Source organism: Azonexus sp. IMCC34842 (genome assembly GCF_050368855.1).
GTDB classification, from domain to species: domain Bacteria; phylum Pseudomonadota; class Gammaproteobacteria; order Burkholderiales; family Rhodocyclaceae; genus Azonexus; species Azonexus denitrificans_A.
Genome location: NZ_CP178449.1, coordinates 3,695,751 through 3,720,482, shown reverse-complemented (window position 1 = coordinate 3,720,482; position 24,732 = coordinate 3,695,751). Strand labels below are relative to the sequence as shown.

Sequence of the window (24,732 nt, the reverse complement as noted above, 5' to 3'; positions counted from 1 at the left end):
GTCATTTTGACTGGCCTTTCGTTTTTCAGAACGCATCGCCCGGTCGGGCAAATCAACGCTGCTCGACAAATTTCTCGAAGTCGGCGAGCGGCAAGGGGCGGCTGAAGAAATAACCTTGATAGGCATGGCAGCCGGCGTTGGCCAGGAAGTCGCGCTGCGCTTTCGTTTCAACCCCTTCGGCGATCACCCCGAGGCCAAGGCTCTGGGCCAGCGCGACGACGGTTTTGGCAATCGCCGCATCGTTCGGGTCGATCAGCACGTCGCGGACGAAGGACTGATCGATCTTCAACTGGTCGAGCGGCAGGCGCTTGAGGTAGGACAGAGAGGAGTAGCCGGTGCCGAAGTCATCGAGCGAGAAGCCGACGCCCTTGGCTTTCAGTGCGGACATTTTCTCGATGATCGCCTCGACGTTATCGACCAGCAGGCTTTCGGTCAGCTCCAGCTTCAAGTGCTGCGGATTGGCGCCGCTCTCGTCCAGAACGCCGAGGACCTGCTCGACGAAGTCGGCCTGGTGCAGTTGATGGGCGCTGACATTGACCGCCAGCGTCAGATGCGCCATGTCGGCCCGGCGCGCCCAGGTCGCCAATTGCCGGCAGGCCGTTTCCAGAACCCACTGGCCGAGCGGCAGGATCAGCCCGGATTCTTCCGCCAGCGGAATGAAATCGGCCGGCGACACCATGCCGCGCCGCGGGTGCTGCCAGCGGACGAGGACTTCCGCCCCGGTCAGGCGGTCATCATCGGCCATCTGGGCCTGGTAATGGAGCAGGAACTGGCCTTCCGCCAGCGCCCGCCGCAGATCGCCTTCGAGCGCTGCCCGTTCCTTGGCGGCGATCTCCATCGCCGGGTCGAAGAAGCGAAAGGTATTGCGCCCCGCCGACTTGGCCTTGTACATCGAGAGATCGCTCTGCTTCATCAACTCGTCGATCGGTGTCCGGGCGCCATTGAACAAGGTGGCGCCAATGCTCGCCGTGCTGTGATGGCCTACGTCGCCGAGCAGGTAAATCTGGTTGAGCGCGGTAAGTATTTTCTCGGCAACCGTCTCGGTGCCATTGACGGCCTCCCGCTCATTGCCGCTCAGGCCGGAGAGAATCACGACGAATTCGTCGCCGCCCAGGCGGGCGACCGAGTCGCCTTCGCGCACACAGCTCAGCAGTCGCTGGGCGACTTGCTTGAGGAGCAGGTCGCCGACCTCGTGGCCGAGCGTGTCGTTGAGCGTCTTGAAATTGTCCAGATCGAGGAAGAGCAAGGCGCAGTAGTTGCCGCTACGGGCGCTGCTCCGCTGCGCCTGCTTCAAGCGATCGAGTAGCAGCGTCCGGTTGGGCAAGCCGGTCAACTGGTCAAAGAATGCCAGCGCCTCGATTTTTTCTTCGGCCTGCTTGCGTTCGGTAATGTCGTGGTGCGTGCCGATGTAATGCGTGACGACGCCATCATCACGCTTGACGGCCGTAATGGTCAGCCATTTGGGGAAAATTTCGCCATTCTTGCGACGGTCCCAGACCTCGCCTTGCCAGCCGCCGGTGCGGCCGATGGTCTCCCACATCGCGCGATAAAAATCCTTGTCCTGGCGTCCGGAATGGAGCAGGCGCGGTGTCTGGCCCAGCACCTCCTCTGTGCTGTAGCCGGTGTTCTCGATGAAGGCCCTGTTTACCCGCAGAATCACCCGGTTGGCATCGGTGACGATCATGCTTTGTTGCGACTCGAAGGCGACCGCCGCAATGCGCAGATCGTCCTCGGCCTGCTTGCGTTCGGTGATATCGTGAATGATCGAGAACAGCAGGGTGTGTCCGCCCATTTCCATCGGTGTCGCATGCACCTCGACATCGCGGATCTCGCCCGACGCGAGGCGGTGGCGGAACTGGAAATAGTTACGCTCCTCTTTCATCGCCCGCTGCCTGTCCTCCGCAATGCTGGCCGCCGGCAGGGTGTTGATGTTGCTGATCGGCATCCCGGTCAGTTGCGCCGATGAATAGCCGTAATAGGCAGCAGCGGCCTTGTTGGCTTCCTTGATGGATCCGGTGGCCGGATCGATGATCAGCATCGCCGAGGAATTTTTCTCGAAAAAATTGCGGAAACGCGCCTCGCTGTCGATCAGCGCTTCTTCCCTTTGCCGCACCGTTTCGAGCAAGCGATTGAAGCCGCCGATCAATTGCCCGACTTCGTCCTGACGGGCGATAGGCAAGGGGCGCAGCGGCTGATCCTTCTCCGCCAGGCTGGCCAATGTCTTAATGGTCGCCAGCATCGGGGCCAGTTGCCGTCGCAACATCCACCAGGTCAGGAGGCCGGCCAGCACGGTGAGCAGGATTGTCGCCCCGATCATCCGCTGCTGCATGGCGCGAATCGGGGCAAATGCTTCTGCGGTGGGCAACGCGGCAACGACGAGCCAGTTGGCGATCGGGATGCGGCGTGCCGATGCGAGTATTTCGGTGCCAAACGGATCGACGGTGACCGCCGTTTCATCATCGCCGGCAAGGTGTCGGTCGACCAGCGCGTTGACGCCGGGGGGCGGGAGCGACTGCATGATGTGCGCCTTGCCGCTGCCGGTGATGATCAGTCTGGCGCTCGGCTCTTGAAGAAGGTAGTAGCCGCTTCTGCCGTAGTGGTTCTCGGTAATCTGATCGAGGAAGTTCGGCGTGCTCAGGTTGGTTATCCCGCTCAGGACGCCGACGACGCCGCCCTCGGCATCGAGAATGGGGACCAGCATCGTGAAAATCGGGGCGCGCAGCTTTTTCCCCATCACCGGTCGGGCGATCATCGCTTTCCCCTCGCGCAGCACGGTGGCTACGCTCTCGACGTCCTGATAGTTGACGCCGATCCGTCCGGCTGTCCGAGGTACATCGGCAATTGCGGTGCCGGTGCGATCGAGGACGGCGATGCCGCCATTGAACTGGTTTTGCAGAACCGGGCGCTGTTCGAGGAAGTCCTGAATAGTCGTCGGGCCGCTCAGTACCGTTGGGCTGATGATTTTCGCCGTTGCCTTCAGGGCGCTTAAGCGATCCCCGAGTTCACGATTGATCTCGGCGGCGATGAAGGTAACCGTCGAAACCTGCTGCTCGCCGAGCAGGCGTTGCATATCGTTGTGCAGCATCTGGCTGGCGTACAAGGCAAGCGTCCACAGGCCGCCGAGGAAAATGGCCAGCGTGAAGAGGGTTGCTCGGGTCTTGAGCGACCAGTTCTGAAAAATACTCAAGTTCATGCAGACGTTCACCGTTGATGAGCTTGCTCTACCTGTTGCGATAAAGCCTTGTTGATCCATTGCACGGCACGGATGTTACGGAGCATACCCGTCAAGGACCGATGGCGCCGCTCGTTTTCGGTGAATGTCCGCTCTATGGATTGCGGTTTGGCTGACAACCATGCCGGAAGCAAGCAGTCCAAAAAATGGACAAAGAAAAAGGCCAACCTGACGATTGGCCTTTATCCGGTGAATTCTTGGTGGGGCGCGACAGATTCGAACTGTCGACCTACGGATTAAGAGTCCGCTGCTCTACCAACTGAGCTAGCGCCCCAAGATTCCTTCTGCGACTGGTGGGTCGGCCGAGATTCGAACTCGGGACCAACGGATTAAAAGTCCGCTGCTCTACCGACTGAGCTACCGACCCGCCGAGGGAGCGCGAATTATATAGATGGGGTAAACCGGCGTCAACGAAATTGCTGTTTGTCGACAATTGTTCGTGAAAAAGCCTGAAAAAATCGGGCTATTCCAGGTTGCCGGTGCTTCGTGCCGCCAATCTTGGGTCAGGCGAGTCGCTGGCATATCTCGGTGGTCAGTGCCGACTGGTTCATGCAATAGAAATGCAGACCGGGGGCGCCGCCCTTGAGCAGGCGTTCGCACAACTCAGTGACGACATCGAGACCGAAGGCACGAATCGACTCGGCATCGTCGCCATAGCTTTCAAATTTCTTGCGCATCCAGCGCGGGATGTCGGCACCGCAGGCATCCGAGAAACGGGCCAGCTTGGTGAACCCGGCGATCGGCATGATGCCCGGCACGATCGGTATCGTGACGCCCAGCGCCCGCGCTTCATCGACGAAATGGAAATAGGCGTCGGCGTTGTAGAAATACTGGGTGATGGCCGAGTTGGCGCCGGCCTTGACCTTGCGGGCGAAGGCTTCGAGGTCATCCTTCGGGCTGCGGGCCTGCGGGTGCCACTCCGGGTAGGCGGCGACTTCGATGCTGAACCAGTCGCCGGTTTCGGCCCGGATGAATTCGACCAGCTCGTTGGCGTAGCGGAACTCGCCGGCTTCGGCCATGCCCGAGGGCAGGTCGCCGCGCAGCGCAACGGTACGTTTGATGCCGGCCGCCTTGTACTCGCCGAGGATTTCGCGAATGCTGTCGCGCGTCGAACCGATGCACGACAGGTGGGGCGCCGCATCGAAGCCTTCGGCGGCGATTTCCTTGACGACGGAGAACGTGCGTTCCCGGGTCGAGCCGCCGGCGCCATAGGTCACCGAAAAGAAGGCGGGTTTCAGTTTAGCCAGCTCGCCACGCACGGTACGCAGCTTGTCTACGCCTTCCGGCGTTTGCGGCGGGAAAAACTCGATGGAGATTTCAGGATTCATTTGTTCAACCAGATGAAAAATTCGCGGTTGCCGTCGCCGCCGGTAATCGGGCTGTCGAGCCAGGCGCGGACGGTGAGGCCAAGGTTTTGGGCACAGTTGCGGAGCTTGCTTTCGACTTCGGCAAAAAGTGTCGAGTCGCGGACGATGCCGCCGCGGGCGACCTTGCCAAAGCCGACCTCGAACTGCGGTTTGACCAGCATCAGCAGGTCGCCGTGGTTGGCCAGCAGAGGCGGTAGTTGTGGCAGGATCAGGGTCAGCGAGATGAAGGAGAGGTCGCCGACGATCAGGTCGAAACCGGCTGGCGGGAACGCTTCGCCGAGATCGTCGGGGCTCAGCGCCCGGCAGTTGATGCCTTCGAAGCTGGTGACGCGTTGATCGGCGAGTAGACGAGGATGCAACTGGTCGTGACCGACGTCGACGCCGACCACATGGCGCGCCCCGGATTGCAGGAGGCGGTCGGTAAAGCCACCGGTCGATTGGCCGACGTCGAGACAGGTCTTGCCGGCGACGGCAATGCCGGTTTCGCCCAGGGCACCAGCCAGCTTCAGGCCGCCGCGCGAGACGTAGCGGTCGTCGGGGTCGCTGGTCACGGTCAGCGGTGTATTGGCGGCCAATTCCTGCGACTGTTTGCTGATCACCCCGCCCGCCCAGCTGACGCGCCCGGCGGCAATCAATCGTTGCGCAGCGGTGCGCGACACGGCGAGGCCGGACTCGACCAGCAGCTGATCGGCCCGCGGCATCAGGGTTTCCTGGCTGAAAAGAACAGGCTGCTGAGGACCCAGGAGATCAGGCTATAGACGATGGAGCCGAGCAGCGCTGGCCAGAAGCCGCCGACATTGAAGCCGTCGACCAGATTGCCGGCCAACTGGAAGAGCAGGGCGTTGATCACGAAAATGAACAGGCCCATGGTCAGCAGGGTGACCGGCAAGGTCAGCAGGATGAGCAGCGGCCGCAGCACGGCGTTGATCAACCCGAGCACGAGCGCCACCATCAGCGCCGTGCCGAAACTCGCCACCTGAACCGAAGGCACCACATAAGGCAGCACCAGCAAGGCCAGTGCATTGACGATCCAGATGGCGAGCAGGCGCATGGCTTAGTAGCGGTAGTGGTCGGCCTTGTACGGGCCTTCCTTGGGGACGCTGATGTAGGCGGCCTGTTCGTCGGTCAGCTCGGACAATTGGGCGTTCAGCGTCTTCAGCTGCAGACGGGCGACCTTCTCATCGAGGTGCTTGGGCAGCGTGTACACGCCAATCGGGTACTTGTTGGAGCCCTTGACCGCTTCCGTCCACAGTTCGATCTGAGCGATCGTCTGGTTCGCGAAGCTGGAACTCATCACGTAGGACGGATGGCCCGTGCCGCAGCCGAGGTTCACCAGACGGCCCTTGGCCAACAGGATGATGCGCTTACCGTCCGGGAAGATCACGTGATCGACTTGCGGCTTGATCTCTTCCCACTGGTACTTCTCGATCGAAGCGACGTCGATTTCGTTGTCGAAGTGACCGATGTTGCAGACGATGGCATTGTTCTTCATCGCGACCATGTGGTCATGCGTGATGACGTGGAAGTTGCCGGTCGTGGTGACGAAAATGTCGGCCTTGTCGGCGGCGAATTCGGTGGTAACGACGCGGTAGCCTTCCATGGCGGCCTGCAGGGCACAGATCGGATCGATTTCGGTGACCCAGACCTGGGCCGACAGGGCGCGCATGGCCTGGGCGCAGCCCTTGCCGACGTCGCCGTAGCCGATGATGACGGCAACCTTGCCGGCGATCATCACGTCGGTGGCGCGCTTGATGCCGTCGACCAGCGATTCGCGACAGCCGTAGAGATTGTCGAACTTGGACTTGGTGACCGAGTCATTGACGTTGATGCCCGGGAACTTCAGTTCGCCGCGCTGATGCATCTGATACAGGCGATGGACGCCGGTGGTGGTTTCTTCGGTGACGCCCTTGATCTGGGCCAGGCGCACGGAGTACCAGGTCGGATCGACGGCCAGCTTGGCCTTGATCGCGGCGAACAGGATGGTTTCTTCTTCCGAGCCCGGCTTGGCGAGCAGCGAGATGTCCTTTTCGGCACGGGCACCGAGGTGCAGCAGCAGGGTGGCATCGCCGCCGTCATCCAAAATCATGTTCGAATAGCCGCCGTCGGTCCATTCGAAGATGCGGTGGGTGTAATCCCAGTAATCGACCAGGGTTTCGCCCTTGACCGCGAAGACCGGGATGCCGTCGGCGGCAATGGCGGCAGCGGCATGATCCTGGGTCGAGAAGATGTTGCAGGAAGCCCAGCGGACTTCGGCGCCGAGCGCGGTCAGCGTCTCGATCAGCACGGCGGTCTGGATGGTCATGTGTAGCGAGCCGGTGATGCGCGCGCCCTTCAACGGTTGGGTCTTCGCGAATTCTTCGCGAATGGCCATCAGGCCGGGCATTTCGGTTTCGGCAATGAGGATTTCCTTGCGACCCCAGTCGGCAAGGGAAAGATCGGCGATGACGTAGTCTTTGAATTCAGCCACAGTAAGCTCCTAAATAACTGTGACGGGGAGGGGAAAGACGGCGTTGATGCTCACCGGCGGCCCCCTGCGCCCGGCAGGGTTGATCAGTGAGCGCCGTTTTAAACCGAGCCTGGGAGTGATCTCCTGCAGCGCCCCTCGGTAGGTCGAGGATTATAAACCGGTTTTGGATTTTGTCGCCGGTCCGCTGGCGGTTCAAATTGTCCTGACGAAAAAGGGGAGCCGCGATGGCTCCCCTTTGTTGGCGCGTCGTGGTGCTTACAGCCCGGCGTCGCCCTTGAGCAGGGTGGCGCGATCGGTGCTTTCCCAGGTGAATTCCGGCTCGTCGCGACCGAAGTGGCCGTAGGCGGCAGTCTTCTGGTAGATCGGGCGGAGCAGGTCGAGCATGTTGACGATGCCCTTCGGCCGCAGATCGAAGTGCTTTGCGATCAGGGCGGTCAGGGTTTCGTTGCTGACCTTGCCGGTGCCGAAGGTGTCGACCATGATCGACGTCGGATGGGCAACGCCGATGGCGTAGGAAATCTGCACCAGGCAGCGCGAGGCGAGGCCGGCGGCAACGATGTTCTTGGCGACGTAACGACCGGCATAGGCGGCGGAGCGGTCCACTTTCGACGGATCCTTGCCGGAGAAGGCGCCACCGCCGTGCGGTGCGGCACCGCCGTAGGTGTCGACGATGATCTTGCGGCCGGTCAGGCCACAGTCGCCCTGCGGGCCACCGACGACGAAGCGGCCGGTCGGATTGACCAGATACTTGATGTCGCCCTTGATCAGTTCCTTCGGCAGCACCGGCTTGATGATTTCTTCAATGGTCGCTTCGCGCAGATCTTCCAGGCTGATGTCCGGCGAGTGCTGGGTAGACAGCACGACGGTATCGATCGAGTGCGGCTTGCCGTCGACGTAACGGATGGTGACCTGCGACTTGGCGTCCGGGCGCGCCCACGGCAGGCGGCCGTCCTTGCGCAGCATGGCCTGGCGCTCGACGAGGCGGTGCGACAGGTAGATCGGCAGCGGCATCAGCGACGGGGTTTCGTCACAGGCGTAGCCAAACATCAGGCCCTGGTCGCCGGCACCTTGGTCGAGGCCGTCGTCGTAGGCCTTGTTGACGCCCTGGGCGATGTCCGGACTTTGCTTGTCGTAGGCGACCAGCACGGCGCAGCCCTTGTAGTCGATACCGTACTCGGTATTGTCGTAGCCGATGCGCTTGATGGTGTCGCGCGCCACCTGGATGTAATCGACGTTGGCGTTGGTGGTGATTTCACCGGCCAGTACGACCAGCCCGGTGTTGCACAGGGTTTCGGCGGCGACGCGGGAATGCTTGTCCTGGGCCAGGATGGCATCGAGGATGGCATCGGAAATCTGGTCGGCGACCTTGTCGGGATGGCCTTCGGAAACCGATTCCGAAGTGAAGAAGTACTCGCTCATGCGATGCTCCAATGGTCCTTTGGTCTGGCGCTACCAGCTTCGGACCACGAGCAGGTGACGCTTTAGCAGAATTTGTAAATCGCCCCGCAAGTTGTCTGTTTAACTCGGCGATCCCATAATATTAAACTTTTCACGGCGGGTATCAACCCCCGGAGTCGCATGGTTTTTCTTTTCAGGATACTTTCCCGGCTACCTTTGTCGCTGGTACACCGCCTGGGCGGCTGGCTTGGCTGGCTGACCTATCTGCTGTCGCCGACCTATCGTCGCCATGTGCGGGAGAACATGGCGCAAGCCGGTGTCGATGCATCGCTGCGCGGCGCGGCGGCGGCCGAGGCGGGCAAGCAAATGGTCGAACTGGCCCGCATCTGGTTGCGAACGCTGGCGGAGACCAACGCCCAGGTCGTCGAGGTGTGCGGTTGGGAGCATGTCGAGGCGGCACAGCAGGCCGGCAAGGGCATTGTCTTCATGACGCCGCATCTCGGTTGTTTCGAGATCACCGCCCAGTATTATTCGGCCTTCGGCGATGTGACCGTGCTTTACCGGCCGCCACGTCAGGCCTCGATCCAGCAAATGATTCTCGATGGCCGCAAGCGCGAGCGTCTGCATCTGGCGCCAGCCGATTTGTCGGGCGTCCGGGCGCTGATCAAGGCGCTGAAAAAAGGCGAAGCGGTGGGCATGTTGCCGGATCAGGCGCCGAAAGTTGGCGAAGGCGTCTGGCTCAAGTTCTTCGGCAAACCGGCCTATACGATGACCCTGGCGGCGCGCCTGACCGAAACCGGGGCGACGACATTGATGGCCTGGGGCGAGCGGTTGCCGGCTGGGCGTGGCTACCGCCTGCATTTTCACCCGCCGCGCCAGCCGCTGAGCGGAACTACGGTGGAGCGCGCGCAGCAGATCAATCATGAGATCGAGGCGCTGGTCCGCGAATGTCCGACGCAATACCTGTGGGGTTACAACCGCTACAAACAGCCGGGCGGGGCCGATGCGCCGCCGGTGGAGTAATTTGTCTTGAAACTATTGTTTACTTATCTTCTGGTTGGTTTTCTCTGGCTTTTGCACTGGCTGCCCTTGCCTGTCCTGCGGGCTATCGGCGGTGCGCTGGGTGCCCTGCTGTACGCGGTCGGTCGCGAGCGGCGCAAGGTGGCGTTGACCAATCTGCGCCTGTGTTTTCCGGAAAAAACGGAAGCCGAACGCGAGGATCTGGCGCGCCGCCATTTCATTGCCTTCAGTCGCGCCGTGCTCGACCGGACGCTCGGCTGGTGGGCATCGAAGGAACGACTGGAGCGCATCATCCGGATCCACGGTGCCGAACATTTGAACGATCCGGAAGGCAAACCGATCATCCTGCTGTCGCCGCATTTTGTCGGTCTCGATGCCGGGGCGACGCGTATTTCGATGTACGTCACCGGTTGCAGCGTCTATTCAAACCAGAAGAATCCGGTTTTCAACAAGTTGCTTTATGATGGCCGCAAGCGATTTAACCCGACCGTACTCTTTTCCCGTCAGGAGGGGATGCGCGGCATCATCAAGGCAATGAAGGCGGGGCATCAGTTCTACTATCTGCCAGATATGGACTTTGGTCCGAAGGAATCGATTTTCGTACCGTTTTTCGGCGTGCAGGCCGCGACTATCCCGGGGGTTGCCCGGCTGGTCCGCCTGACCGGGGCCAGGGTGGTTGCCTGCATCACCCGTCAGGTAGCGGATGGCTACGAAGTCGAGGTGATGCCGCCCTGGCAAGACTTTCCCGGGGCAAGCGTCGAGGCGGATACGGAGTATGTCAATCGGTTTATCGAAAGCCAGGTACTGCGCATGCCGGAACAGTACTTCTGGTTGCACAAGCGCTTCAAGACCCGGCCACCCGGAGAACAGAGGTTTTACAAATGAGCAGCCTGAATATCGAAATTCGTCCCGTCACGCCGCCCGACGTGCCGGCCATCTCGACACTGGCCCGCGAAATCTGGCAGGCCACCTACCCGGGCATCATCACCCAGGAACAGATCGACTTCATGCTCGAACAGCGTTACGGCCACGAACGGCTCTATGACGATATCGAGGACGCCGACAAGTGGCTGGATCAGGCCTTCCATGAAGGACGCCGCGTCGGCTTCGCCTTCAGCGAGATTTACAAGGGTGAATTCAAGCTCGACAAGCTTTATATTCATCCCGACGTTCAGCGCAAGGGCGTCGGTGGCCAGCTGATCGCGCATGTCGCGGCGCGGGCCAAGAAGCTGGGTTATCCGTGCGTGATCCTGGCGGTGAACAAACGCAACGACAAGGCCATCGGTTCGTACAAGAAATACGGTTTTGCCGTGCGCGAGGCGATTGTCGACGATATCGGTCACGGTTTCGTGATGGACGATTTCGTGATGGAGAAAAAACTTTAAGAATTTGAGACAAGTTGCTGTCTCTGCTATTCTTTTTTAATTACTCAGCGGAGCGGCATGTGAAACTCAAATTCTCGAAAATGCACGGGTTGGGCAACGACTTCGTTGTCCTCGACGGCATTCGTCAGCAGATTTCCCTGACCCCGGAACAGCTGCGCTACCTGGCCGATCGCCATTTCGGCGTCGGCTGCGACCAGATTTTGCTGGTCGAAAAGCCCAGTCAGCCGGAGATCGATTTTCGGTATCGCATCTTCAATGCCGATGGCAGCGAGGTCGAGCAGTGCGGCAATGGCGCACGCTGCTTCGTCCGTTTCGTGCATGAAGCAGGGCTGACCGACAAGCGCGAAATTCGCGTTGAGACGAAAAGCGGCATCATCGCGCCGCGTCTCGAAGCGGACGGCAGCGTCACCGTGGACATGGGCATTCCGCGCTTCTCGCCAAACCAGATTCCCTTCCTGCACGACGACGATGTGATCATCTACTCGCTCGACGTGGCAGACGAAACACTCGACATCAGCGTCGTCTCGATGGGCAATCCGCATGCCGTCCAGGTTGTCGATAGCGTCGATCTGGCGCCGGTTGGCGAGCACGGTCCGCTGATCGAAAACCACGAACGCTTTCCGCAGCGGGTCAACGCCGGCTTCATGCAGGTGATCGACCGGCATGCCATCAAATTGCGCGTCTATGAACGCGGGTCGGGCGAAACGCTGGCCTGTGGCACCGGTGCTTGCGCCGCGGTGGTCGCTGGCATTCGCCGCGGCCTGCTCGATTCGCCGGTGCGGGTCAGCACGCGTGGCGGTGATTTGGGCATCGTCTGGGGCGGCGCCGAGCGGCCCGTGCTGATGACCGGACCGGCAATGACGGTCTTCACTGGAGAAATTGAATTATGAGTGCGCTGTTCCCCGAAGATGTTGCCGATTACCTGAAGAACAACCCTGGATTTTTCGAGCAGTACGCCGACCTGATCGCGCAGATTTTCCTGCCGCATCCGCATGGCGGCCGCGCCATTTCGCTGGCCGAGCGCCAGATGCTGACCTTGCGCGAGAAGAACCGGCAAACGGAAAGCAAGCTGGCCGAATTGACTGCCTTTGGCGAGGAAAACGATGCCATCAGCGAGAAGGTGCATCGCCTGGCCGTGGCGCTGGTTGCCGCTGAAACCTTCCAGGCGGTCATTCATCTGTTGAACTTCCATTTGCGCGACGACTTTACCGTGCCGCATGTCGCGCTACGCTTGTGGAACACGCCGGCCGACATCGACGATCTGCCGGAATTCGCCGCCGTTAGCGAAGAGCTGCAGGTTTTCGCTGAAACGCTCAGCCGTCCGTATTGCGGCTCGACCGCCGGCTTTGGCACCGCTTCGTGGTTCGGCGAGCATGCCAATCACGTTCGCTCGCAAGCGCTGATCGCGCTGCGCAACGGCGGTGGCACGATCGGCATGATCGCCTTGGGTAGCGAAGAGACGCAGCGTTTCTACGCCGACATGGGCACGCTTTACCTCGAACGTCTCGGCGAGATGGTTTCCGCCGCGCTCGCCCGGGTGACCAAGAGCGTACTGTGAGCTCCACTGCTGCCGTCGCTGCGTATCTGGCCGAACTGGCCGAGCAACGGCGGCAGTCGCCCCATACCGTCAGCAATTACCGGCGCGATCTCGTCCGTTTGGTGACGCTGGCTGGCGAAACGCCGCTGGCCGAACTGCAGGTCCATCACGTTCGCCGTTTCGTCGCGCAAATGCATGGCCAGGGCCTTTCCGGCCGTTCGCTGGCGCGGCTGTTGTCGGCCTGGCGCGGCTTTTTCAAGTGGTTGGGGCGAGGCGACGTGGTGCGCGCCAACCCCTGCGACGGCATTCGCGCCCCGAAATCCCCGAAGCATCTGCCGAATGCCCTGTCGGTCGATGAGGCGGCGCATCTGCTCGAACCCGATGACGAGGCCGATCCGGTACTGGCGGCACGCGATGCGGCGATGTTCGAGTTGTTCTATTCATCAGGCCTGCGCCTGGCCGAACTCGCGGCGCTCGATTTCCCAGCCCTTGAATCGGCGCTCGAGGAAGGTGAAATTCGTGTCCTCGGCAAGCGCAGCAAGGCGCGCATTGTCCCAGTCGGCAGCAAGGCCCGCGAGGCGCTCGCCGCTTGGGCTGCGCTGCGCGATACCTTGGCGGCGGTGGACGAGGCTGCCCTTTTTGTCAGCCGGCGCGGCACGCGCATCAGTCATCGCATGATCCAGTTGCGCCTGGCTCGCCGTGCCGTGCAACTTGGCCTGCCGCAACACGTTCATCCGCACATGCTGCGCCACTCCTTTGCTTCGCACGTGCTGCAGTCGTCCGGCGATCTGCGCGCGGTGCAGGAAATGCTCGGCCACGCCAGTATCGCTTCGACGCAGGTCTATACCCATCTCGATTTTCAGCATCTGGCCAAGGTCTATGACTCGGCGCATCCGCGCGCCAAGCGCTAGCGGTTGGCTTCGGCGGCCGGGGAAAATTGACAAAAAACAAGCTTCAATTGACCTTTTCTTCGCCAGCCTCTATTATTAGGAGTTCAAAATTTCGCCGGAATCAAGGAGTTAGTCATGGCTATCAATCGTACCCGCCGTTCGTCGCTGGAACGCCGCAGCGTTTCCAAGTCCACCAAGCGCCTGTTCAAGGGCACCGGCAAGACCATGTTCAAGGTCATTTACGCTGCCGAATGCCACGCACGCAATCGCAAGGCACTGGGCGCTTAAGCCAATTCAGGTTTGTTGGGCCCCGGTTACCTTGCGGTAACCGGGGCCTCTTGCATTTGAGGTCGAGAAAAACATGGCTCAGCTGATTCTCATGCCGGGTAAGGAACGCTCCGCGTTCAAGCAGCATCATCCGTGGTTGTTTGCCGGTTCGGTCGGGCGTCTCGAAGGCCGGGCGCGACCGGGCGATACGGTCGAGGTGCTGGCCGACAATCTGCGCCCGCTGGGCCGTGCGGCGTACAGTCCAAAATCGCAGATCCGTGGGCGTTTCTGGACTTTCGATCCGGAAGAATCGGTGGATGATGCCTTCTTCAAGCGCCGCGTTGCGGCGGCCGTCGAACGGCGCCAGGCCCTGCCCGAGTTGCGTGGCCAGGCCGGCTTGCGGCTGATCCATGCCGAGTCGGACGGGCTGCCCGGGGTGATTGCCGACCAGTACGGCGATACCGTGGTGCTGCAGCTGACTTCGGCCGGGGCCGACAAGTGGCGCCACGCGATTGTTGCCGGGCTGGCCAAGGCGACCGGCTGCGCCCGCATCTACGAACGTTCGGATTCCGACGTGCGTGGCCTCGAAGGCCTGGAGCCGACCACCGGCTGGTTGTACGGCGAAGCGCCGACGACCCCGCTGTCGATTGCGGAAAACGGGGTCAGGCTGGCGGTCGATATCGTCGGCGGCCACAAGACCGGCTTCTATCTCGACCAGCGCGACAACCGCGCCTTGCTCGGCCAGTTGTCGGCCGGCAAGGATGTCCTGAACTGCTTCTGCTACACCGGCGGCTTTTCGCTGCAGGCTCTGGCTGGCGGCGCGGCGAGCGTCCTTTCGATCGATTCCTCCGGTCCGGCGCTCGAGCAGGCCAAGGCCAATCTGGCGCTGAATTCGCAACTGCCGGCCGAACGGGCCGAGTGGCGCGAGGCTGACGTCTTCCAGGCGCTGCGCGATTTTCGCAAGGAAGGGCGGTTGTTCGACCTGATCGTCCTCGATCCGCCCAAGTTCGCCCCCTCGGCCGCCCATGCGGAGCGGGCCGCCAAGGCTTACAAGGACATCAATGTCTTCGGCTTCAAGCTGTTGAAGCCGGGCGGTCTGTTGATGACCTATTCCTGTTCCGGCGGCATCGGCCTCGAGCTGTTCCAGAAGATCGTCGCCGGTGCGGCCCACGACGCCGGGCGCGAGGCACGCATTGTCCGGCGTCTGGCCGGGGCGGCCGACCATCCGGTGGCACTGAACTTTCCGGAAGGCGAATATCTCAAAGGCTTGCTCGTCCAGGTCGATTAAACTCTCATCGTGAATTCGCTGCGCCATCTTCTTCTCGTTGCCGTTCTCTTCTTCGCCCAACTGGCGGCGGGGGCGCATGCCGTCGGGCATGCGGTGGACAACGAGGGGGCGCCGCCGGCGCACGTCTGCGAACTCTGTCTGGCGGCGCACGACCTCGCTTCGGCCCTGCCATCGCTGGCGGTGTTGCCGCCGGTCGTCACTGCCTATGTGCGGCCGGAAACGCTGCAAACGCATGCGCGCACAGCCTTCCCGCCGCCGCTGGCACGCCAGCGCGATCCTCCTTCTGCCTGAAAACTGCCTTTTCTAAAACGTCGTCCGCCTGACACGGCTTGTCTTTACCGAGACGCGCCGTTGGCGGCCGAACCAGTGCATTTTTCAGGAGAATCCCATGCAGAAGTCTTTTGCCATGGCTGCCTTGCTTGCCGCGTCGTGCGCGGCCCAGGCGGCTGGCAGTGATGCCGATCTGGCCGCCATCCGCGCCCAGATCGCCGAAATGAAGCAAAGCTACGAGCAGCGCATCGCCGCGCTCGAAAACAAACTGGCCGAAGCCGAGAGCAAGACGGCTCAGCCGGCCCAGGCCCCAGTGGTTGCCGCCGCCCCGCAGGCGCAAGCCTCGGCGAGCGCTTTCAATCCAGAAGTGTCGCTGATCCTCCAAGGCAAGTTTCGCCAGATGAAGGATATTCCGAACCGCGGTATCACCGGATTTTTCCCGGCCGGTATCGAAGGCGCCAACCAGCGCGGCTTCTCTGCCGATGAAACGGAGCTCGTGCTGGCCGCCAACATCGATCCTTACTGGCGCGGCCAAGCAATTATTGCCATGGCCGATGGCCAGGCCGAAGTCGAGGAGGCCTGGTTCCAGTCACTGGCTATCGGCCATGGCGTCGGCCTGAAGGCCGGGCGCTTCCGCTCCGGTATCGGCTATCTCAACGAGCAGCACCCGCATGCGCGCGATTTCGCCGATGCGCCGCTGATGTACCAGGCCATGTTTGGCGACAGCTACGCTCAGGATGGCGTGCAGCTCAAATGGCTGGCACCGACGCCGCTGTTTGTCGAGTTGGGTGCGGAGGTCGGCCGCGGCGCCAATTTTCCGGGCACCGAGCGCAATCGCAATGGCGCTAACGGGTCGGCGCTCTATGTCCATGTCGGCGACGACCTCGGGATTTCAAATAGCTGGCGGGTCGGCATGTCTTGGCTGAAGACCAAGGCGGGCGAGCGTAGCGCCGATTTCACCGATCTGGCCGGCGTTGCCGCACAGGGGGCCTTCAGCGGCGACTCGACAACTTGGTTGGCCGATTTCGTCTGGAAATGGGCGCCGAACGGCAATCCGAAATACCAGAACTTCAAGTTCCAGAGCGAGTACTTCTCGCGGGAGGAGAAGGGGGCCCTGAGCTGCCGTTCGGATGACGCGGCCAGCCTGTGCAATGTCGCCGTCGACAGCAGTTACCGGACGCGTCAGTCGGGCTGGTATGCGCAAGGCGTCTACCAATTCACACCCGAATGGCGGGCCGGTCTGCGTTACGAGCAACTCGATAGCGGCACACGCGATTTCGGTCTCAATGCGGCGAATCTGGCAGTCGACGCCTACAAGCCGAAGAAAGCCACGGCGATGATCGATTACAGCTGGAGCGAGTTCTCGCGCGTTCGCCTGCAGTTTGCCCAGGACAAATCGATGCAGGGCATTACCGACAATCAACTCACCATGCAGTACATCATGAGCTTGGGCGCCCACGGCGCGCACAAGTTCTAGGAGCGGACGATGCGTAAACAACTATCCCTTTTGTTACTGACGCTGGCCGCCTTGCCGGCCTGGGCCAATCTCAATGTCTTTGCCACCGTGCCGGAATGGGCGGCGCTGGCCAAGGAGATCGGCGGCGACAAGGTCACCGTCTATAGCGCCACCACCGCCTTTCAGGATCCGCACCGGATCGAGGCCAAGCCGTCATTGCTCGCCCAGGCGCGGCGTGCTCAGCTGGTCGTCGCCGCCGGCGCCGATCTGGAGATTGGCTGGCTGCCGCTGGTCGTCCGCGATTCGGGCAATTCGACGATACAGCCCGGCAGCCCGGGTTATTTTGAAGCCGCCAACTACGTCAATCGTCTGGATGTCCCGGCCGTGCTCGATCGTGCCCATGGCGACGTGCATGCAGCGGGCAATCCGCATACCCACCTCAATCCGCATAACGTGACGTTGGTCGGTGCGGCTCTGGCTACCCGCATGGCGGAACTCGATGCCGCCAATGGTCCGGCCTATCAGGCTGGCTTCAAGGCCTTTGCCGGCAAGTGGCAGGCGGCGATGGCCCGCTGGGAGAAGGCGGCCGCCCCGCTGCGCGGCGTGCCGGTGCTGGTCCATCATTCTTCCTTCGTTTACCTGACCAACTGGTTGGCGATGAAAGAGGTCGGCGCCCTCGAACCAAAGCCCGGCATCGAGCCGAGCAGCGGACATCTGACCGGGCTGTTGGCCAAGCAGCAAGCGACGCCGGCTAAAATGGTGCTGCGCGCCGCCTACAATCAGGATGGTCCGAGTCAGTGGATTGCCGGCAAGGCGGGCATTCCGGCGGTGCTGCTGCCCTATACGGTGGGCGGGACGGCCGAGGCGAAAGACCTCTTCGGCCTGTTTGACGACACACTGCAACGTTTATTGAAGGCCATGCCTTGAGTTTCCTGCTGCGCATCGAGCACTTGGTGGCCGGCTGGCAACGGCCGGCCACCCAGCCCGTCGACCTGACGCTGGCAGCCGGTGAGATCGTCGGCCTGACCGGCCCCAACGGCGTTGGCAAGAGCACGCTGCTGGCGGCCTTGGCCGGCCGGGCAACGGTCTTCTCCGGTCGCCTCGAACGGCAACCGGGGCTGCGTCTGGCTTTGCAGACCCAGGACATCCCGCCGGTCGACGGCCTGCCGCTGGCTGGTCGCGAACTGCTGGCGCTGACCGGCGCCAGTCCCGCCGGCCTGCCACCCTGGCTGGCCGAGCGCATCGATAGCCGCCTCGACCGCCTGTCCGGCGGTCAGCGCCATTACCTGGCGCTGTGGGCCATTCTGCAGGCGCCGGCCGACCTTGTGCTGCTCGACGAACCCACCAACAATCTCGATGCCGCCGGTGTCGCCCACCTGACGGCTCACCTGCGCGAGAGGGCCGAAGCCGGGGCGGGGGTGATTGTCGTCAGTCACGACGCCGCTTTTGTCGAAGCCGTCTGCGATCGCGTCATCGTGTTGGGAGCCGGCGATGTGGAGTGACCTCTTCCTGGTGCCGTTCCTGACCGGCCTTTGTCTTGCCATCGTGTTGCCCCTGCTCGGCTGCTACCTGCGGTTGCGCGATGAATGGCTGGCGGCGCTGGCCTATTCGCATGTCGCTGCTGCCGGTGCCTTGCTCGCCCTGGTGATCGCCATGCCGCCGGCGCTCGGCGGCATGGCGGCGGCCGGCCTGGTCGGGGCCGGCAAACGGTTTTTTGCCGGCAAGCTGGCCGGTGGCGCCAGTTATGCCTTGCTGCTGCTCGGCGGCTGGGCGGTGGCGGTCTTGCTGGCGGCCAATCATCCGCTGGCCGAGCGCCTCGGCCATGCCTTGTTCGATGGTCAGCTCTATTTCTCGAGCAGCGAACAGCTCTGGCTGGTTGCCGGCGGTAGCCTGATCGCCTTGGCCATTCTGCGGGCGCTAGCCAAACACCTGCTGCTGGCCCATGTCTATCCCGATTTTTTCCGTCTGCGCGGTCTGCATGCCTGGCCAACGCAGAGCGGCTTCGATGTGCTCGCCGCCTTGCTGCTGGCCCTGGCGACCATGAGCATCGGGGTGATGGGGGCATTTGCCTTGGTCTTCATTCCGCCCTGGCTGGCCTTCCGGCGAGCGCCCAACTGGCGGCGCGGGCTGCTCCTTGCCCAAGTCATCGGCGTCCTTGCCTATATTGCCGGCTTTCTGCTGGCGCTCGGCCTGGACCAACCATTCGGGCCGGTCCTGGCGCTTCTCCTGATTGGCATAGGGCTGGTCATTGCATGACGCCGGATGGCGTGCTAAAACATCCATTCTGTACGCGGAGTGCTTATGGTTTTTTCCTTCTTCAAAAAACAACCTCAGAAAATGCCGGAGCGCCCGGCTGCCCGCCCCCGCCCCGCTGAGCCGCCCGTTGTCCTGAAACAACCCGAGCCGGAGGCTGCGGCCCCGCTGGCCGAGCCGTTGCCCGATCTCGAGTTCACCAACAGCAATCCGGCGCCGTCAGCGCCGCTGATGCCGCTGGCGGTTACTGATGATTTCGATTTCTCCGGCGAAGATTTCGATCGCGATTTCACCGAATCAAGCGTCATGGCCATCGACGTCGAGCAGGGCGGCGATCCCGTCCAGGCCGATATCGAACAAGTCGTGGTGATGTTCGCCAACAGCCAGGATGCCCCGGCCCGCGCCTTGCTCGAGATGCTGATTCGCAGCTATTCGCGCGAAGAAGGCATGCGTTTCTGGCGCTTGCTGTTCGATTTGCTGCAGGCAACGGGCGACCGGGCGGCGTTTGAAAAACTCGGGTTCGAGTTTGCCGAGGCCTGTGAGACCTCGCCGCCAACCTGGCGGCAGGAGCACCCGGCGCCGCCGACCGCCGTTGCCGGCCCCCGGATTTTCGTGCTGCAGGGAGTGCTGACCGGCGATGGCGCACAGCCGGTCGCCGAGTTGGCCAAACTGGTCGATCAGAAAATTGATGTTCGCGTCGACTGCGGCAAGCTGGTCGGTTGCGACGACGATGTCGCCGGCGAATTGGCCGCGCTGCTGAGAAAGGCGCGGCGTACCGGTGTCGCGGTGGATCTGGAGCATGTCGAGGGTTTCATCGATCGACTGAATGAGCGTCTGGTGGCGGGTGAGGCAACCCGCGCCACGGCCTGGTTGTTGCTGCTTGAGTTGCTGCAACGGCACGGTACCCAGGACACCTTCGAGGAGCGGGCGGTCGATTACGCGGTGACTTTCGAATTGTCGCCACCGTCCTGGGAAACCTTGCCGGCCAAACACTCAGCGGTGCCAAAGGCCAGCGAGCGGCCGCGCGATGAGGCGTACTACCTGTCCGGCGAACTCAAAAATTGTCGTTTCGATGAACTGGTCGCCATGTTCGAAGCAGGGGAGCTAACGATTCTCGATTTCTCCGCCGTGCGCCGGATGGATTTCTTTTCGGCCGGGCAACTGGTCAATCGCATCGCGCCGTTCAAGGCAAAGGGTTGCGACATCGTGATCCGCAGCCCAAATCATCTGGTCGCCGAGCTGATGGCCGTGGTCGGGCTGAACAAGCAGGCCCGGATCATCGTTCCCAAGTTTTAAGAGTCAGGAAAAAGCATGGAGCAATATCACGGCACGACCATCCTGTCGGTGCGGCGGGGTAATTCGGTCGCCATGGGTGGTGACGGTCAGGTGACGCTGGGCAACATCGTCATCAAGGCGACTGCGAAAAAAGTCAGGCGACTGTACCAGGGCCGCATTCTCGCCGGCTTCGCCGGCGGCACGGCAGATGCCTTCACGCTGTTCGAGCGTTTCGAAGCCAAGCTGGAAAAGCATCAGGGCAACCTGACGCGTTCGGCGGTCGAACTGGCCAAGGACTGGCGTTCCGACCGCGCGCTGCGCCGGCTGGAGGCGATGCTCTCGGTGGCCGACCAGGATGTCTCGCTGATCATCACCGGTAATGGCGACGTGCTCGAGCCGGAACAGGGCATCGTCGCCATCGGCTCGGGTGGCTCCTACGCCCAGAGCGCGGCCCGTGCCTTGCTGGAAAATACCGAACTGAGTCCGCGCGACATCGTTACCAAGTCGCTGGAGATTGCCGGCGATATCTGCATCTACACCAATCGCAATTTCACGATCGAGGTGCTGGAATGAGCGCTGGAGAATCGATGACGCCGCAGGAAATTGTTTCCGAGCTGGACAAGCACATCGTTGGCCAGACCAACGCCAAGAAATCGGTGGCCATTGCCCTGCGCAACCGCTGGCGGCGAGCTCAGGTGGCGGAACCCTTGCGCCAGGAAATTACCCCGAAGAACATTCTGATGATCGGCCCGACCGGCGTCGGCAAAACCGAAATCGCCCGGCGACTGGCGCGCATCGCCAATGCGCCTTTCATCAAGATTGAAGCGACCAAGTTCACCGAAGTCGGTTATGTCGGGCGCGATGTCGAAACGATCATTCGCGATCTGGTGGAAATCGCCATCAAGAGCCATCGCGAGCGGGCCATCAAGCAGATGCGCTCGCGCGCCGAGGATGCAGCCGAGGATCGCATCCTCGACGTGCTGCTGCCGCCGGCCCGCAGTCCCGGGTTTTATGCCGAGAATAGCGGCCCGGCCGAAGACAATGCGACCCGCCAGAAATTTCGCAAAAAGCTGCGCGAGGGCGAGCTGGACGACAAGGACATTGATATCGAAGTCGCTGCCCCGGGCATGCAAGCCGAGATCTTCGCCCCGCCCGGCATGGAGGAGCTGACCCAGCAGATTCAGGGAATGTTCCAGAACATCGGTGGCGGCAAGAAGAAATCGCGCAAGCTGAAGATCAAGGAAGCGCTCAAGCTGCTGACCGAGGAAGAGGCCGGCAAACTGGTCAATGACGAGGAAGTGAAACAGCAGGCGGTCACTGCGGTGGAACAGAATGGCATCGTCTTTCTCGACGAGCTGGACAAGATCGCCAGCCGTTCCGAAATGCAGGGGGCCGATGTCTCCCGCCAGGGCGTCCAGCGCGACCTGTTGCCGCTGGTCGAAGGGACCACGGTGTCGACCAAGTATGGGATGATCAAGACCGACCACATTCTGTTCATCGCCTCGGGGGCCTTCCATCTGTCGAAGCCATCCGACCTGATTCCCGAGCTGCAGGGGCGTTTTCCGATTCGCGTCGAACTCGATTCGCTGTCGGTAGCCGATTTCGAATGCATCCTGACCCAGACCGATGCCTGTCTGACGCGGCAATACCAGGCATTGCTGGAAACCGAAGGCGTCCATCTCGAATTCGCCGCCGACGGTATCCGCCGGCTGGCGGAAATCGCTTTTCAGGTGAATGAGAAGACAGAAAACATTGGCGCCCGTCGGCTGCATACGGTGATGGAAAAGCTGCTCGAGGAAATTTCCTTCGATGCCGGCAAGGCCGGTCAGGAAAAGATCGTCATCGACGCCGCCAGCGTCAATCAGCGTCTCGGGGAGCTGGCCGCCGACGAAGACTTGTCGCGTTACGTTCTGTGACGCCGGATAGCCTGGCCTTCCGGCTGCTGGCCATTCTCTTCCCGATTTTCGGGATTATCGCCGCGGGCTATTTCTACGCCCGCCAGCACAAGCCGGAAATGGCCGTGGCCAACCGGCTGAACATGGATGTCTTCGTCCCGGCCCTGGTCTTCGCCGCGATGGCCGGCAAGTCCTTCGATCTGGTGGCTTTCGGGCCGCTGGCGCTGGGCGGCTTCATCGTGCTGGCGACCTGCGGCTTGTTGGCCTGGCCGATCGCCAAGTTGATCAGTGTGCAGCCGAAAACGTTGGTACCGCCGATGATCTTCAACAACTCCGGCAACATCGGCCTGCCGCTCGCCGTGCTGGCTTGGGGCGAAGATGCGTTGCCGGCCGCGGTCATCCTGTTCATGGTCGAAAACACCCTGCATTTTTCGTTCGGCGCCCGGCTGCTCGATCCGCATGCCCGCTTGCTGACCCTGTGGCGGGTGCCGGTGGTCTTTGCCGCAATTGCCGGGCTGGCCGTCGCCATGCTCAAGATTCCCATCTGGCAGCCGCTGGTCATCGCCATCAAAATGCTCGGCGACGTTTCCGTACCGTTGCTGCTGTTCTCGCTCGGCGTGCGGATGACCGATGTCTCCTTCCGCGAGTGGAAGGTGGCAACCGGCAGTGCCGTGCTGCGACCGATCGCCGGCATGCTGATCGCTGCCGGGGTCATCCAGCTGCTCGGACTGCACGGGCGGGAAGCCGCGATGCTGCTGGTCTTCGGTGCCTTGCCGCCGGCCGTGCTCAACTTCCTCTTTGCAGAACGTTACAAGCAGGAACCGGAGCGCGTCGCGTCGATTGTGCTGATCGGCAATCTGGCGGCGTTGTTGTTCCTGCCGCTGGCGCTGGCGATGGTGTTATGAGCCGCCGAATCGGTTGATCTGGCGCCGGTCGCGCTTGGTCGGGCGGCCGTGCAAGTCGGCTGCCGGATCGACGACCAGCCGGCGGGTTTCGCGCTGTGCTTCGCGGCTGGCGATACTCGCCTGGCTTTCTTCATAGAGCAGCCGGGCTTCCGGTGCCGGGCCGCGTTTGTCGGAAAGCGCCCGGACCGTAAGCTCCCAGTGCGTTTCGCTATTGGCGACATCCAGGCGGTCGCCGATTTTGACTTCGCGGGACGGCTTGATGCGCGTCCCGTTAAGCTGGACCTTGCCACCACTGACCGCATCGCTGGCCAGCGTGCGCGTCTTGAAAAAACGTGCAGCCCACAGCCATTTGTCGAGGCGCACGGCGTCGTTTATTGCGGCAACAAGGTTTCGCCGGCGTATAGCTGGGCGACCGTTTCACGCTGGCGGATGACGAAGGTCCGGTCGCCATCGACCATGATTTCGACCGCCCGCGGCCGGGTGTTGTAATTGGAACTCATCGCCATGCCGTAGGCGCCAGCTGACATCACGGCGAGCAGGTCACCGGCTGCGATGGCCAGCGGCCGTGCCTGGCCGAGAAAATCGCCGGTTTCGCAAACCGGGCCGACAACGTCATAAACCCGGCTTTCGCCGCCATGTGGCACGACGGGCAGAATGTCATGCCAGGCTTCATAGAGCGCCGGGCGCATCAGGTCGTTCATGGCTGCATCGATGATGGCGAAACTCTTGCCTTCACCCGGTTTCAGATACTCGACGCGGGTCAGCAACAGGCCGGCATTGCCGACCAGCCGACGGCCGGGTTCGAGCACGACCTTCAGGCCACGGCCAGCCAGCTTGTCGAGCAAGGGCGTCAGATAGGCGGCAACGGTCGGATGTACCTGATCGTCCTTGTACTTGATGCCGAGGCCGCCACCGAGGTCGAGGTGGTGGATATGGATGCCGGCTGCTGTCAGCTGATCGATCAGCGCCAAAATCCGCTCAAGTGCTTCGCTGAAGGGAGATGGGTCGAGCAACTGGGAGCCGATATGGCAGTCGATGCCGGCCACCTCGATATTCGGCAAGGCAGCGGCACGGCGATAGAGGGGCAGCGCGTCGTCATAGGCGACGCCGAATTTCGCTTCCTTGAGGCCGGTGGAAATATAGGGGTGCGTCTTCGGGTCGACATTCGGATTGACGCGCAAGCTGACCGGCGCCTTCTTGCCAAGCTGGCCGGCGGCTTCGTTGAGGCGCTCCAGTTCGGGTGCCGATTCGACGTTGAAGCAGAAGATGCCCGCCTCGAGCGCCTGTTTCATTTCGTCAGCGGTCTTGCCGACCCCGGAAAACACGATTTTTTGCGGATCGGCCCCAGCTGCCAGGACGCGCTGCAGTTCGCCGCCCGAGACGATGTCGAAACCGGCACCGAGGCGGGCGAAGATATTCAGAATGGCGAGGTTCGAGTTGGCCTTGACCGCATAGCAGACGAGTGCCCCCTGGCCAGCCGGATGGCTAGCGAGGACGTTGTGGAATTCACCGAGCGAAGCCTCCAGGGCGGCACGTGAATAAACATAGGCGGGGGTGCCGAACTGGTCGGCAATGGCCGGCAGGGCAACGGATTCGGCATGCAGCACGCCGTCTTTCAGGGTAAATGAGCTCATTGGGTGTTTGTTTTGGTGGTCGTGCTAACATCGGCCGGGCTTGCCTTAGTGGCCGGCTTGGCCGGTTTCGGTGTGCCAAGCAGCGGTTCCGGCGCCGGGCCGGGCGGCAATTCGAGAGGGCCTTTCATGCCACAGGCGGCGAGGCTGAAAGTCAGTAAAACGGCTGCAATTCTGGACATTGGCGACGGGTTGT

Annotated in this window: 26 protein-coding genes, 2 tRNA genes and 1 riboswitch; of the genes, 17 read left to right on the top strand and 11 right to left on the bottom strand. The window is 62.0% G+C overall.

Annotation, left to right across the window (positions count from 1 at the left end; genetic code table 11):
• Positions 1-52: 52 nt before the first annotated feature.
• The 8 genes from ACLIKD_RS17630 to metK all read right to left on the bottom strand — a co-directional run bounded on the left by ACLIKD_RS17630 (position 53) and on the right by metK (position 8,485).
• Positions 53-3,193, bottom strand: coding sequence for an EAL domain-containing protein (locus ACLIKD_RS17630; RefSeq protein ID WP_428826045.1), 3,141 nt, complete (start codon positions 3,191-3,193; stop codon positions 53-55).
• Positions 3,194-3,430: 237 nt separating this feature from the next.
• Positions 3,431-3,506, bottom strand: a tRNA-Lys gene (locus ACLIKD_RS17625).
• 17 nt (positions 3,507-3,523) lie between these two features.
• Positions 3,524-3,599 (bottom strand) — tRNA-Lys (locus ACLIKD_RS17620).
• A gap of 136 nt (positions 3,600-3,735) precedes the next feature.
• The gene (gene metF / locus ACLIKD_RS17615; protein ID WP_226472049.1) at positions 3,736-4,560 is read right to left on the bottom strand and encodes a methylenetetrahydrofolate reductase [NAD(P)H]; all 825 of its coding nucleotides are present in this window, start codon (positions 4,558-4,560) and stop codon (positions 3,736-3,738) included.
• A complete protein-coding gene (locus tag ACLIKD_RS17610) occupies positions 4,557-5,300 on the bottom strand; it encodes a TlyA family RNA methyltransferase (RefSeq protein ID WP_428826044.1) in 744 nt (247 codons plus the stop codon). The genes metF and ACLIKD_RS17610 overlap by 4 nt, the downstream gene beginning before the upstream one ends.
• Entirely contained in the window at positions 5,300-5,650 is a 351-nt protein-coding gene (locus ACLIKD_RS17605; RefSeq protein WP_428826043.1) for a phage holin family protein, read from the bottom strand. The genes ACLIKD_RS17610 and ACLIKD_RS17605 overlap by 1 nt, the downstream gene beginning before the upstream one ends.
• Positions 5,651-5,653: 3 nt before the next feature.
• Positions 5,654-7,066: an adenosylhomocysteinase gene (gene ahcY, locus ACLIKD_RS17600; protein ID WP_428826042.1), complete on the bottom strand. Its 1,413-nt coding sequence runs from the start codon at positions 7,064-7,066 to the stop codon at positions 5,654-5,656.
• Positions 7,067-7,147: 81 nt separating this feature from the next.
• Positions 7,148-7,209: riboswitch (S-adenosyl-L-homocysteine riboswitch) on the bottom strand.
• 112 nt (positions 7,210-7,321) lie between these two features.
• A complete protein-coding gene (metK, locus tag ACLIKD_RS17595; protein WP_428826041.1) occupies positions 7,322-8,485 on the bottom strand; it encodes a methionine adenosyltransferase in 1,164 nt (387 codons plus the stop codon).
• A 159-nt stretch (positions 8,486-8,644) separates the two neighbouring features.
• On the opposite strand from metK, the gene ACLIKD_RS17590 reads away from it, so the two are divergent.
• The 17 genes from ACLIKD_RS17590 to ACLIKD_RS17510 all read left to right on the top strand — a co-directional run bounded on the left by ACLIKD_RS17590 (position 8,645) and on the right by ACLIKD_RS17510 (position 22,905).
• Complete coding sequence (locus ACLIKD_RS17590; protein WP_428826040.1) at positions 8,645-9,487, top strand: lysophospholipid acyltransferase family protein; 843 nt, start codon at positions 8,645-8,647, stop codon at positions 9,485-9,487.
• A 6-nt stretch (positions 9,488-9,493) separates the two neighbouring features.
• A complete protein-coding gene (locus ACLIKD_RS17585) occupies positions 9,494-10,369 on the top strand; it encodes a lysophospholipid acyltransferase family protein (protein WP_226418018.1) in 876 nt (291 codons plus the stop codon).
• On the top strand, positions 10,366-10,869 hold the full coding sequence (locus ACLIKD_RS17580; protein WP_226418019.1) for a GNAT family N-acetyltransferase: 504 nt from the start codon (positions 10,366-10,368) through the stop codon (positions 10,867-10,869). The genes ACLIKD_RS17585 and ACLIKD_RS17580 overlap by 4 nt, the downstream gene beginning before the upstream one ends.
• 59 nt (positions 10,870-10,928) lie before the next feature.
• Positions 10,929-11,759, top strand: coding sequence for a diaminopimelate epimerase (gene dapF, locus ACLIKD_RS17575; RefSeq protein ID WP_428826039.1), 831 nt, complete (start codon positions 10,929-10,931; stop codon positions 11,757-11,759).
• Positions 11,756-12,427 carry a DUF484 family protein gene (locus ACLIKD_RS17570; protein ID WP_226418021.1) on the top strand — a complete coding sequence of 224 codons (672 nt, stop codon included), beginning with the start codon at positions 11,756-11,758 and terminating at the stop codon, positions 12,425-12,427. The genes dapF and ACLIKD_RS17570 overlap by 4 nt, the downstream gene beginning before the upstream one ends.
• Positions 12,424-13,317 carry a tyrosine recombinase XerC gene (gene xerC, locus ACLIKD_RS17565; RefSeq protein WP_428826038.1) on the top strand — a complete coding sequence of 298 codons (894 nt, stop codon included), beginning with the start codon at positions 12,424-12,426 and terminating at the stop codon, positions 13,315-13,317. The genes ACLIKD_RS17570 and xerC overlap by 4 nt, the downstream gene beginning before the upstream one ends.
• Positions 13,318-13,431: 114 nt before the next feature.
• A complete protein-coding gene (locus ACLIKD_RS17560; RefSeq protein WP_226418023.1) occupies positions 13,432-13,584 on the top strand; it encodes a hypothetical protein in 153 nt (50 codons plus the stop codon).
• A gap of 73 nt (positions 13,585-13,657) precedes the next feature.
• A complete protein-coding gene (locus ACLIKD_RS17555) occupies positions 13,658-14,851 on the top strand; it encodes a class I SAM-dependent rRNA methyltransferase (RefSeq protein WP_428826037.1) in 1,194 nt (397 codons plus the stop codon).
• 9 nt (positions 14,852-14,860) lie between these two features.
• Positions 14,861-15,142 (top strand): hypothetical protein, encoded by a 282-nt coding sequence (locus tag ACLIKD_RS17550; protein WP_428826036.1) that lies wholly within the window; start codon positions 14,861-14,863, stop codon positions 15,140-15,142.
• A gap of 97 nt (positions 15,143-15,239) precedes the next feature.
• A complete protein-coding gene (locus ACLIKD_RS17545; RefSeq protein WP_428826035.1) occupies positions 15,240-16,598 on the top strand; it encodes a TonB-dependent receptor in 1,359 nt (452 codons plus the stop codon).
• Positions 16,599-16,607: 9 nt separating this feature from the next.
• Positions 16,608-17,504, top strand: coding sequence for a metal ABC transporter substrate-binding protein (locus tag ACLIKD_RS17540; RefSeq protein ID WP_428826034.1), 897 nt, complete (start codon positions 16,608-16,610; stop codon positions 17,502-17,504).
• Entirely contained in the window at positions 17,501-18,079 is a 579-nt protein-coding gene (locus tag ACLIKD_RS17535) for an ATP-binding cassette domain-containing protein (protein ID WP_428826033.1), read from the top strand. Before ACLIKD_RS17540 ends, ACLIKD_RS17535 begins: the two co-directional genes overlap by 4 nt.
• Positions 18,069-18,833, top strand: coding sequence for a metal ABC transporter permease (locus tag ACLIKD_RS17530; protein WP_428826032.1), 765 nt, complete (start codon positions 18,069-18,071; stop codon positions 18,831-18,833). Before ACLIKD_RS17535 ends, ACLIKD_RS17530 begins: the two co-directional genes overlap by 11 nt.
• Positions 18,834-18,914: 81 nt before the next feature.
• On the top strand, positions 18,915-20,126 hold the full coding sequence (locus tag ACLIKD_RS17525; protein ID WP_428826031.1) for an STAS domain-containing protein: 1,212 nt from the start codon (positions 18,915-18,917) through the stop codon (positions 20,124-20,126).
• Between the two features lie 15 nt (positions 20,127-20,141).
• Entirely contained in the window at positions 20,142-20,678 is a 537-nt protein-coding gene (hslV, locus tag ACLIKD_RS17520) for an ATP-dependent protease subunit HslV (protein ID WP_226418031.1), read from the top strand.
• Positions 20,675-22,021, top strand: coding sequence for an ATP-dependent protease ATPase subunit HslU (gene hslU / locus ACLIKD_RS17515; RefSeq protein ID WP_428826030.1), 1,347 nt, complete (start codon positions 20,675-20,677; stop codon positions 22,019-22,021). Before hslV ends, hslU begins: the two co-directional genes overlap by 4 nt.
• An 11-nt stretch (positions 22,022-22,032) precedes the next feature.
• Positions 22,033-22,905, top strand: a complete 873-nt coding sequence (locus tag ACLIKD_RS17510; RefSeq protein WP_428828355.1) for an AEC family transporter — start codon at positions 22,033-22,035, stop codon at positions 22,903-22,905.
• Here the strand turns inward: ACLIKD_RS17510 and ACLIKD_RS17505 are convergent.
• The 3 genes from ACLIKD_RS17505 to lptM are packed head-to-tail and all read right to left on the bottom strand — an operon-like array spanning position 22,900 to position 24,718.
• On the bottom strand, positions 22,900-23,268 hold the full coding sequence (locus ACLIKD_RS17505; RefSeq protein ID WP_428826029.1) for an RNA-binding S4 domain-containing protein: 369 nt from the start codon (positions 23,266-23,268) through the stop codon (positions 22,900-22,902). The genes ACLIKD_RS17510 and ACLIKD_RS17505 overlap by 6 nt on opposite strands.
• Before the next feature lie 8 nt (positions 23,269-23,276).
• Positions 23,277-24,539, bottom strand: a complete 1,263-nt coding sequence (gene lysA / locus ACLIKD_RS17500; RefSeq protein ID WP_428826028.1) for a diaminopimelate decarboxylase — start codon at positions 24,537-24,539, stop codon at positions 23,277-23,279.
• Positions 24,536-24,718 carry an LPS translocon maturation chaperone LptM gene (lptM, locus tag ACLIKD_RS17495; protein ID WP_226418035.1) on the bottom strand — a complete coding sequence of 61 codons (183 nt, stop codon included), beginning with the start codon at positions 24,716-24,718 and terminating at the stop codon, positions 24,536-24,538. Before lptM ends, lysA begins: the two co-directional genes overlap by 4 nt.
• Positions 24,719-24,732 lie beyond the last annotated feature (14 nt).

What these genes read in the sequence shown, in the direction of transcription:
- hslU (WP_428826030.1), top strand. Translation starts at nt 20,675, where the DNA reads ATGAGCGCTGGAGAATCGATGACGCCGCAGGAAATTGTTTCCGAGCTG.
- ACLIKD_RS17525 (WP_428826031.1), top strand. Translation starts at nt 18,915, where the DNA reads ATGCCGGAGCGCCCGGCTGCCCGCCCCCGCCCCGCTGAGCCGCCCGTT.
- ACLIKD_RS17590 (WP_428826040.1), top strand. Translation starts at nt 8,645, where the DNA reads ATGGTTTTTCTTTTCAGGATACTTTCCCGGCTACCTTTGTCGCTGGTA.
- ACLIKD_RS17605 (WP_428826043.1), bottom strand. Translation starts at nt 5,650, where the DNA reads ATGCGCCTGCTCGCCATCTGGATCGTCAATGCACTGGCCTTGCTGGTG.
- ACLIKD_RS17540 (WP_428826034.1), top strand. Translation starts at nt 16,608, where the DNA reads ATGCGTAAACAACTATCCCTTTTGTTACTGACGCTGGCCGCCTTGCCG.
- ACLIKD_RS17530 (WP_428826032.1), top strand. Translation starts at nt 18,069, where the DNA reads ATGTGGAGTGACCTCTTCCTGGTGCCGTTCCTGACCGGCCTTTGTCTT.
- hslV (WP_226418031.1), top strand. Translation starts at nt 20,142, where the DNA reads ATGGAGCAATATCACGGCACGACCATCCTGTCGGTGCGGCGGGGTAAT.
- ACLIKD_RS17570 (WP_226418021.1), top strand. Translation starts at nt 11,756, where the DNA reads ATGAGTGCGCTGTTCCCCGAAGATGTTGCCGATTACCTGAAGAACAAC.
- ACLIKD_RS17560 (WP_226418023.1), top strand. Translation starts at nt 13,432, where the DNA reads ATGGCTATCAATCGTACCCGCCGTTCGTCGCTGGAACGCCGCAGCGTT.
- metK (WP_428826041.1), bottom strand. Translation starts at nt 8,485, where the DNA reads ATGAGCGAGTACTTCTTCACTTCGGAATCGGTTTCCGAAGGCCATCCC.
- lysA (WP_428826028.1), bottom strand. Translation starts at nt 24,539, where the DNA reads ATGAGCTCATTTACCCTGAAAGACGGCGTGCTGCATGCCGAATCCGTT.
- lptM (WP_226418035.1), bottom strand. Translation starts at nt 24,718, where the DNA reads ATGTCCAGAATTGCAGCCGTTTTACTGACTTTCAGCCTCGCCGCCTGT.
- ACLIKD_RS17610 (WP_428826044.1), bottom strand. Translation starts at nt 5,300, where the DNA reads ATGCCGCGGGCCGATCAGCTGCTGGTCGAGTCCGGCCTCGCCGTGTCG.
- ACLIKD_RS17555 (WP_428826037.1), top strand. Translation starts at nt 13,658, where the DNA reads ATGGCTCAGCTGATTCTCATGCCGGGTAAGGAACGCTCCGCGTTCAAG.
- ACLIKD_RS17545 (WP_428826035.1), top strand. Translation starts at nt 15,240, where the DNA reads ATGCAGAAGTCTTTTGCCATGGCTGCCTTGCTTGCCGCGTCGTGCGCG.
- metF (WP_226472049.1), bottom strand. Translation starts at nt 4,560, where the DNA reads ATGAATCCTGAAATCTCCATCGAGTTTTTCCCGCCGCAAACGCCGGAA.
- ACLIKD_RS17630 (WP_428826045.1), bottom strand. Translation starts at nt 3,193, where the DNA reads ATGAACTTGAGTATTTTTCAGAACTGGTCGCTCAAGACCCGAGCAACC.
- ACLIKD_RS17580 (WP_226418019.1), top strand. Translation starts at nt 10,366, where the DNA reads ATGAGCAGCCTGAATATCGAAATTCGTCCCGTCACGCCGCCCGACGTG.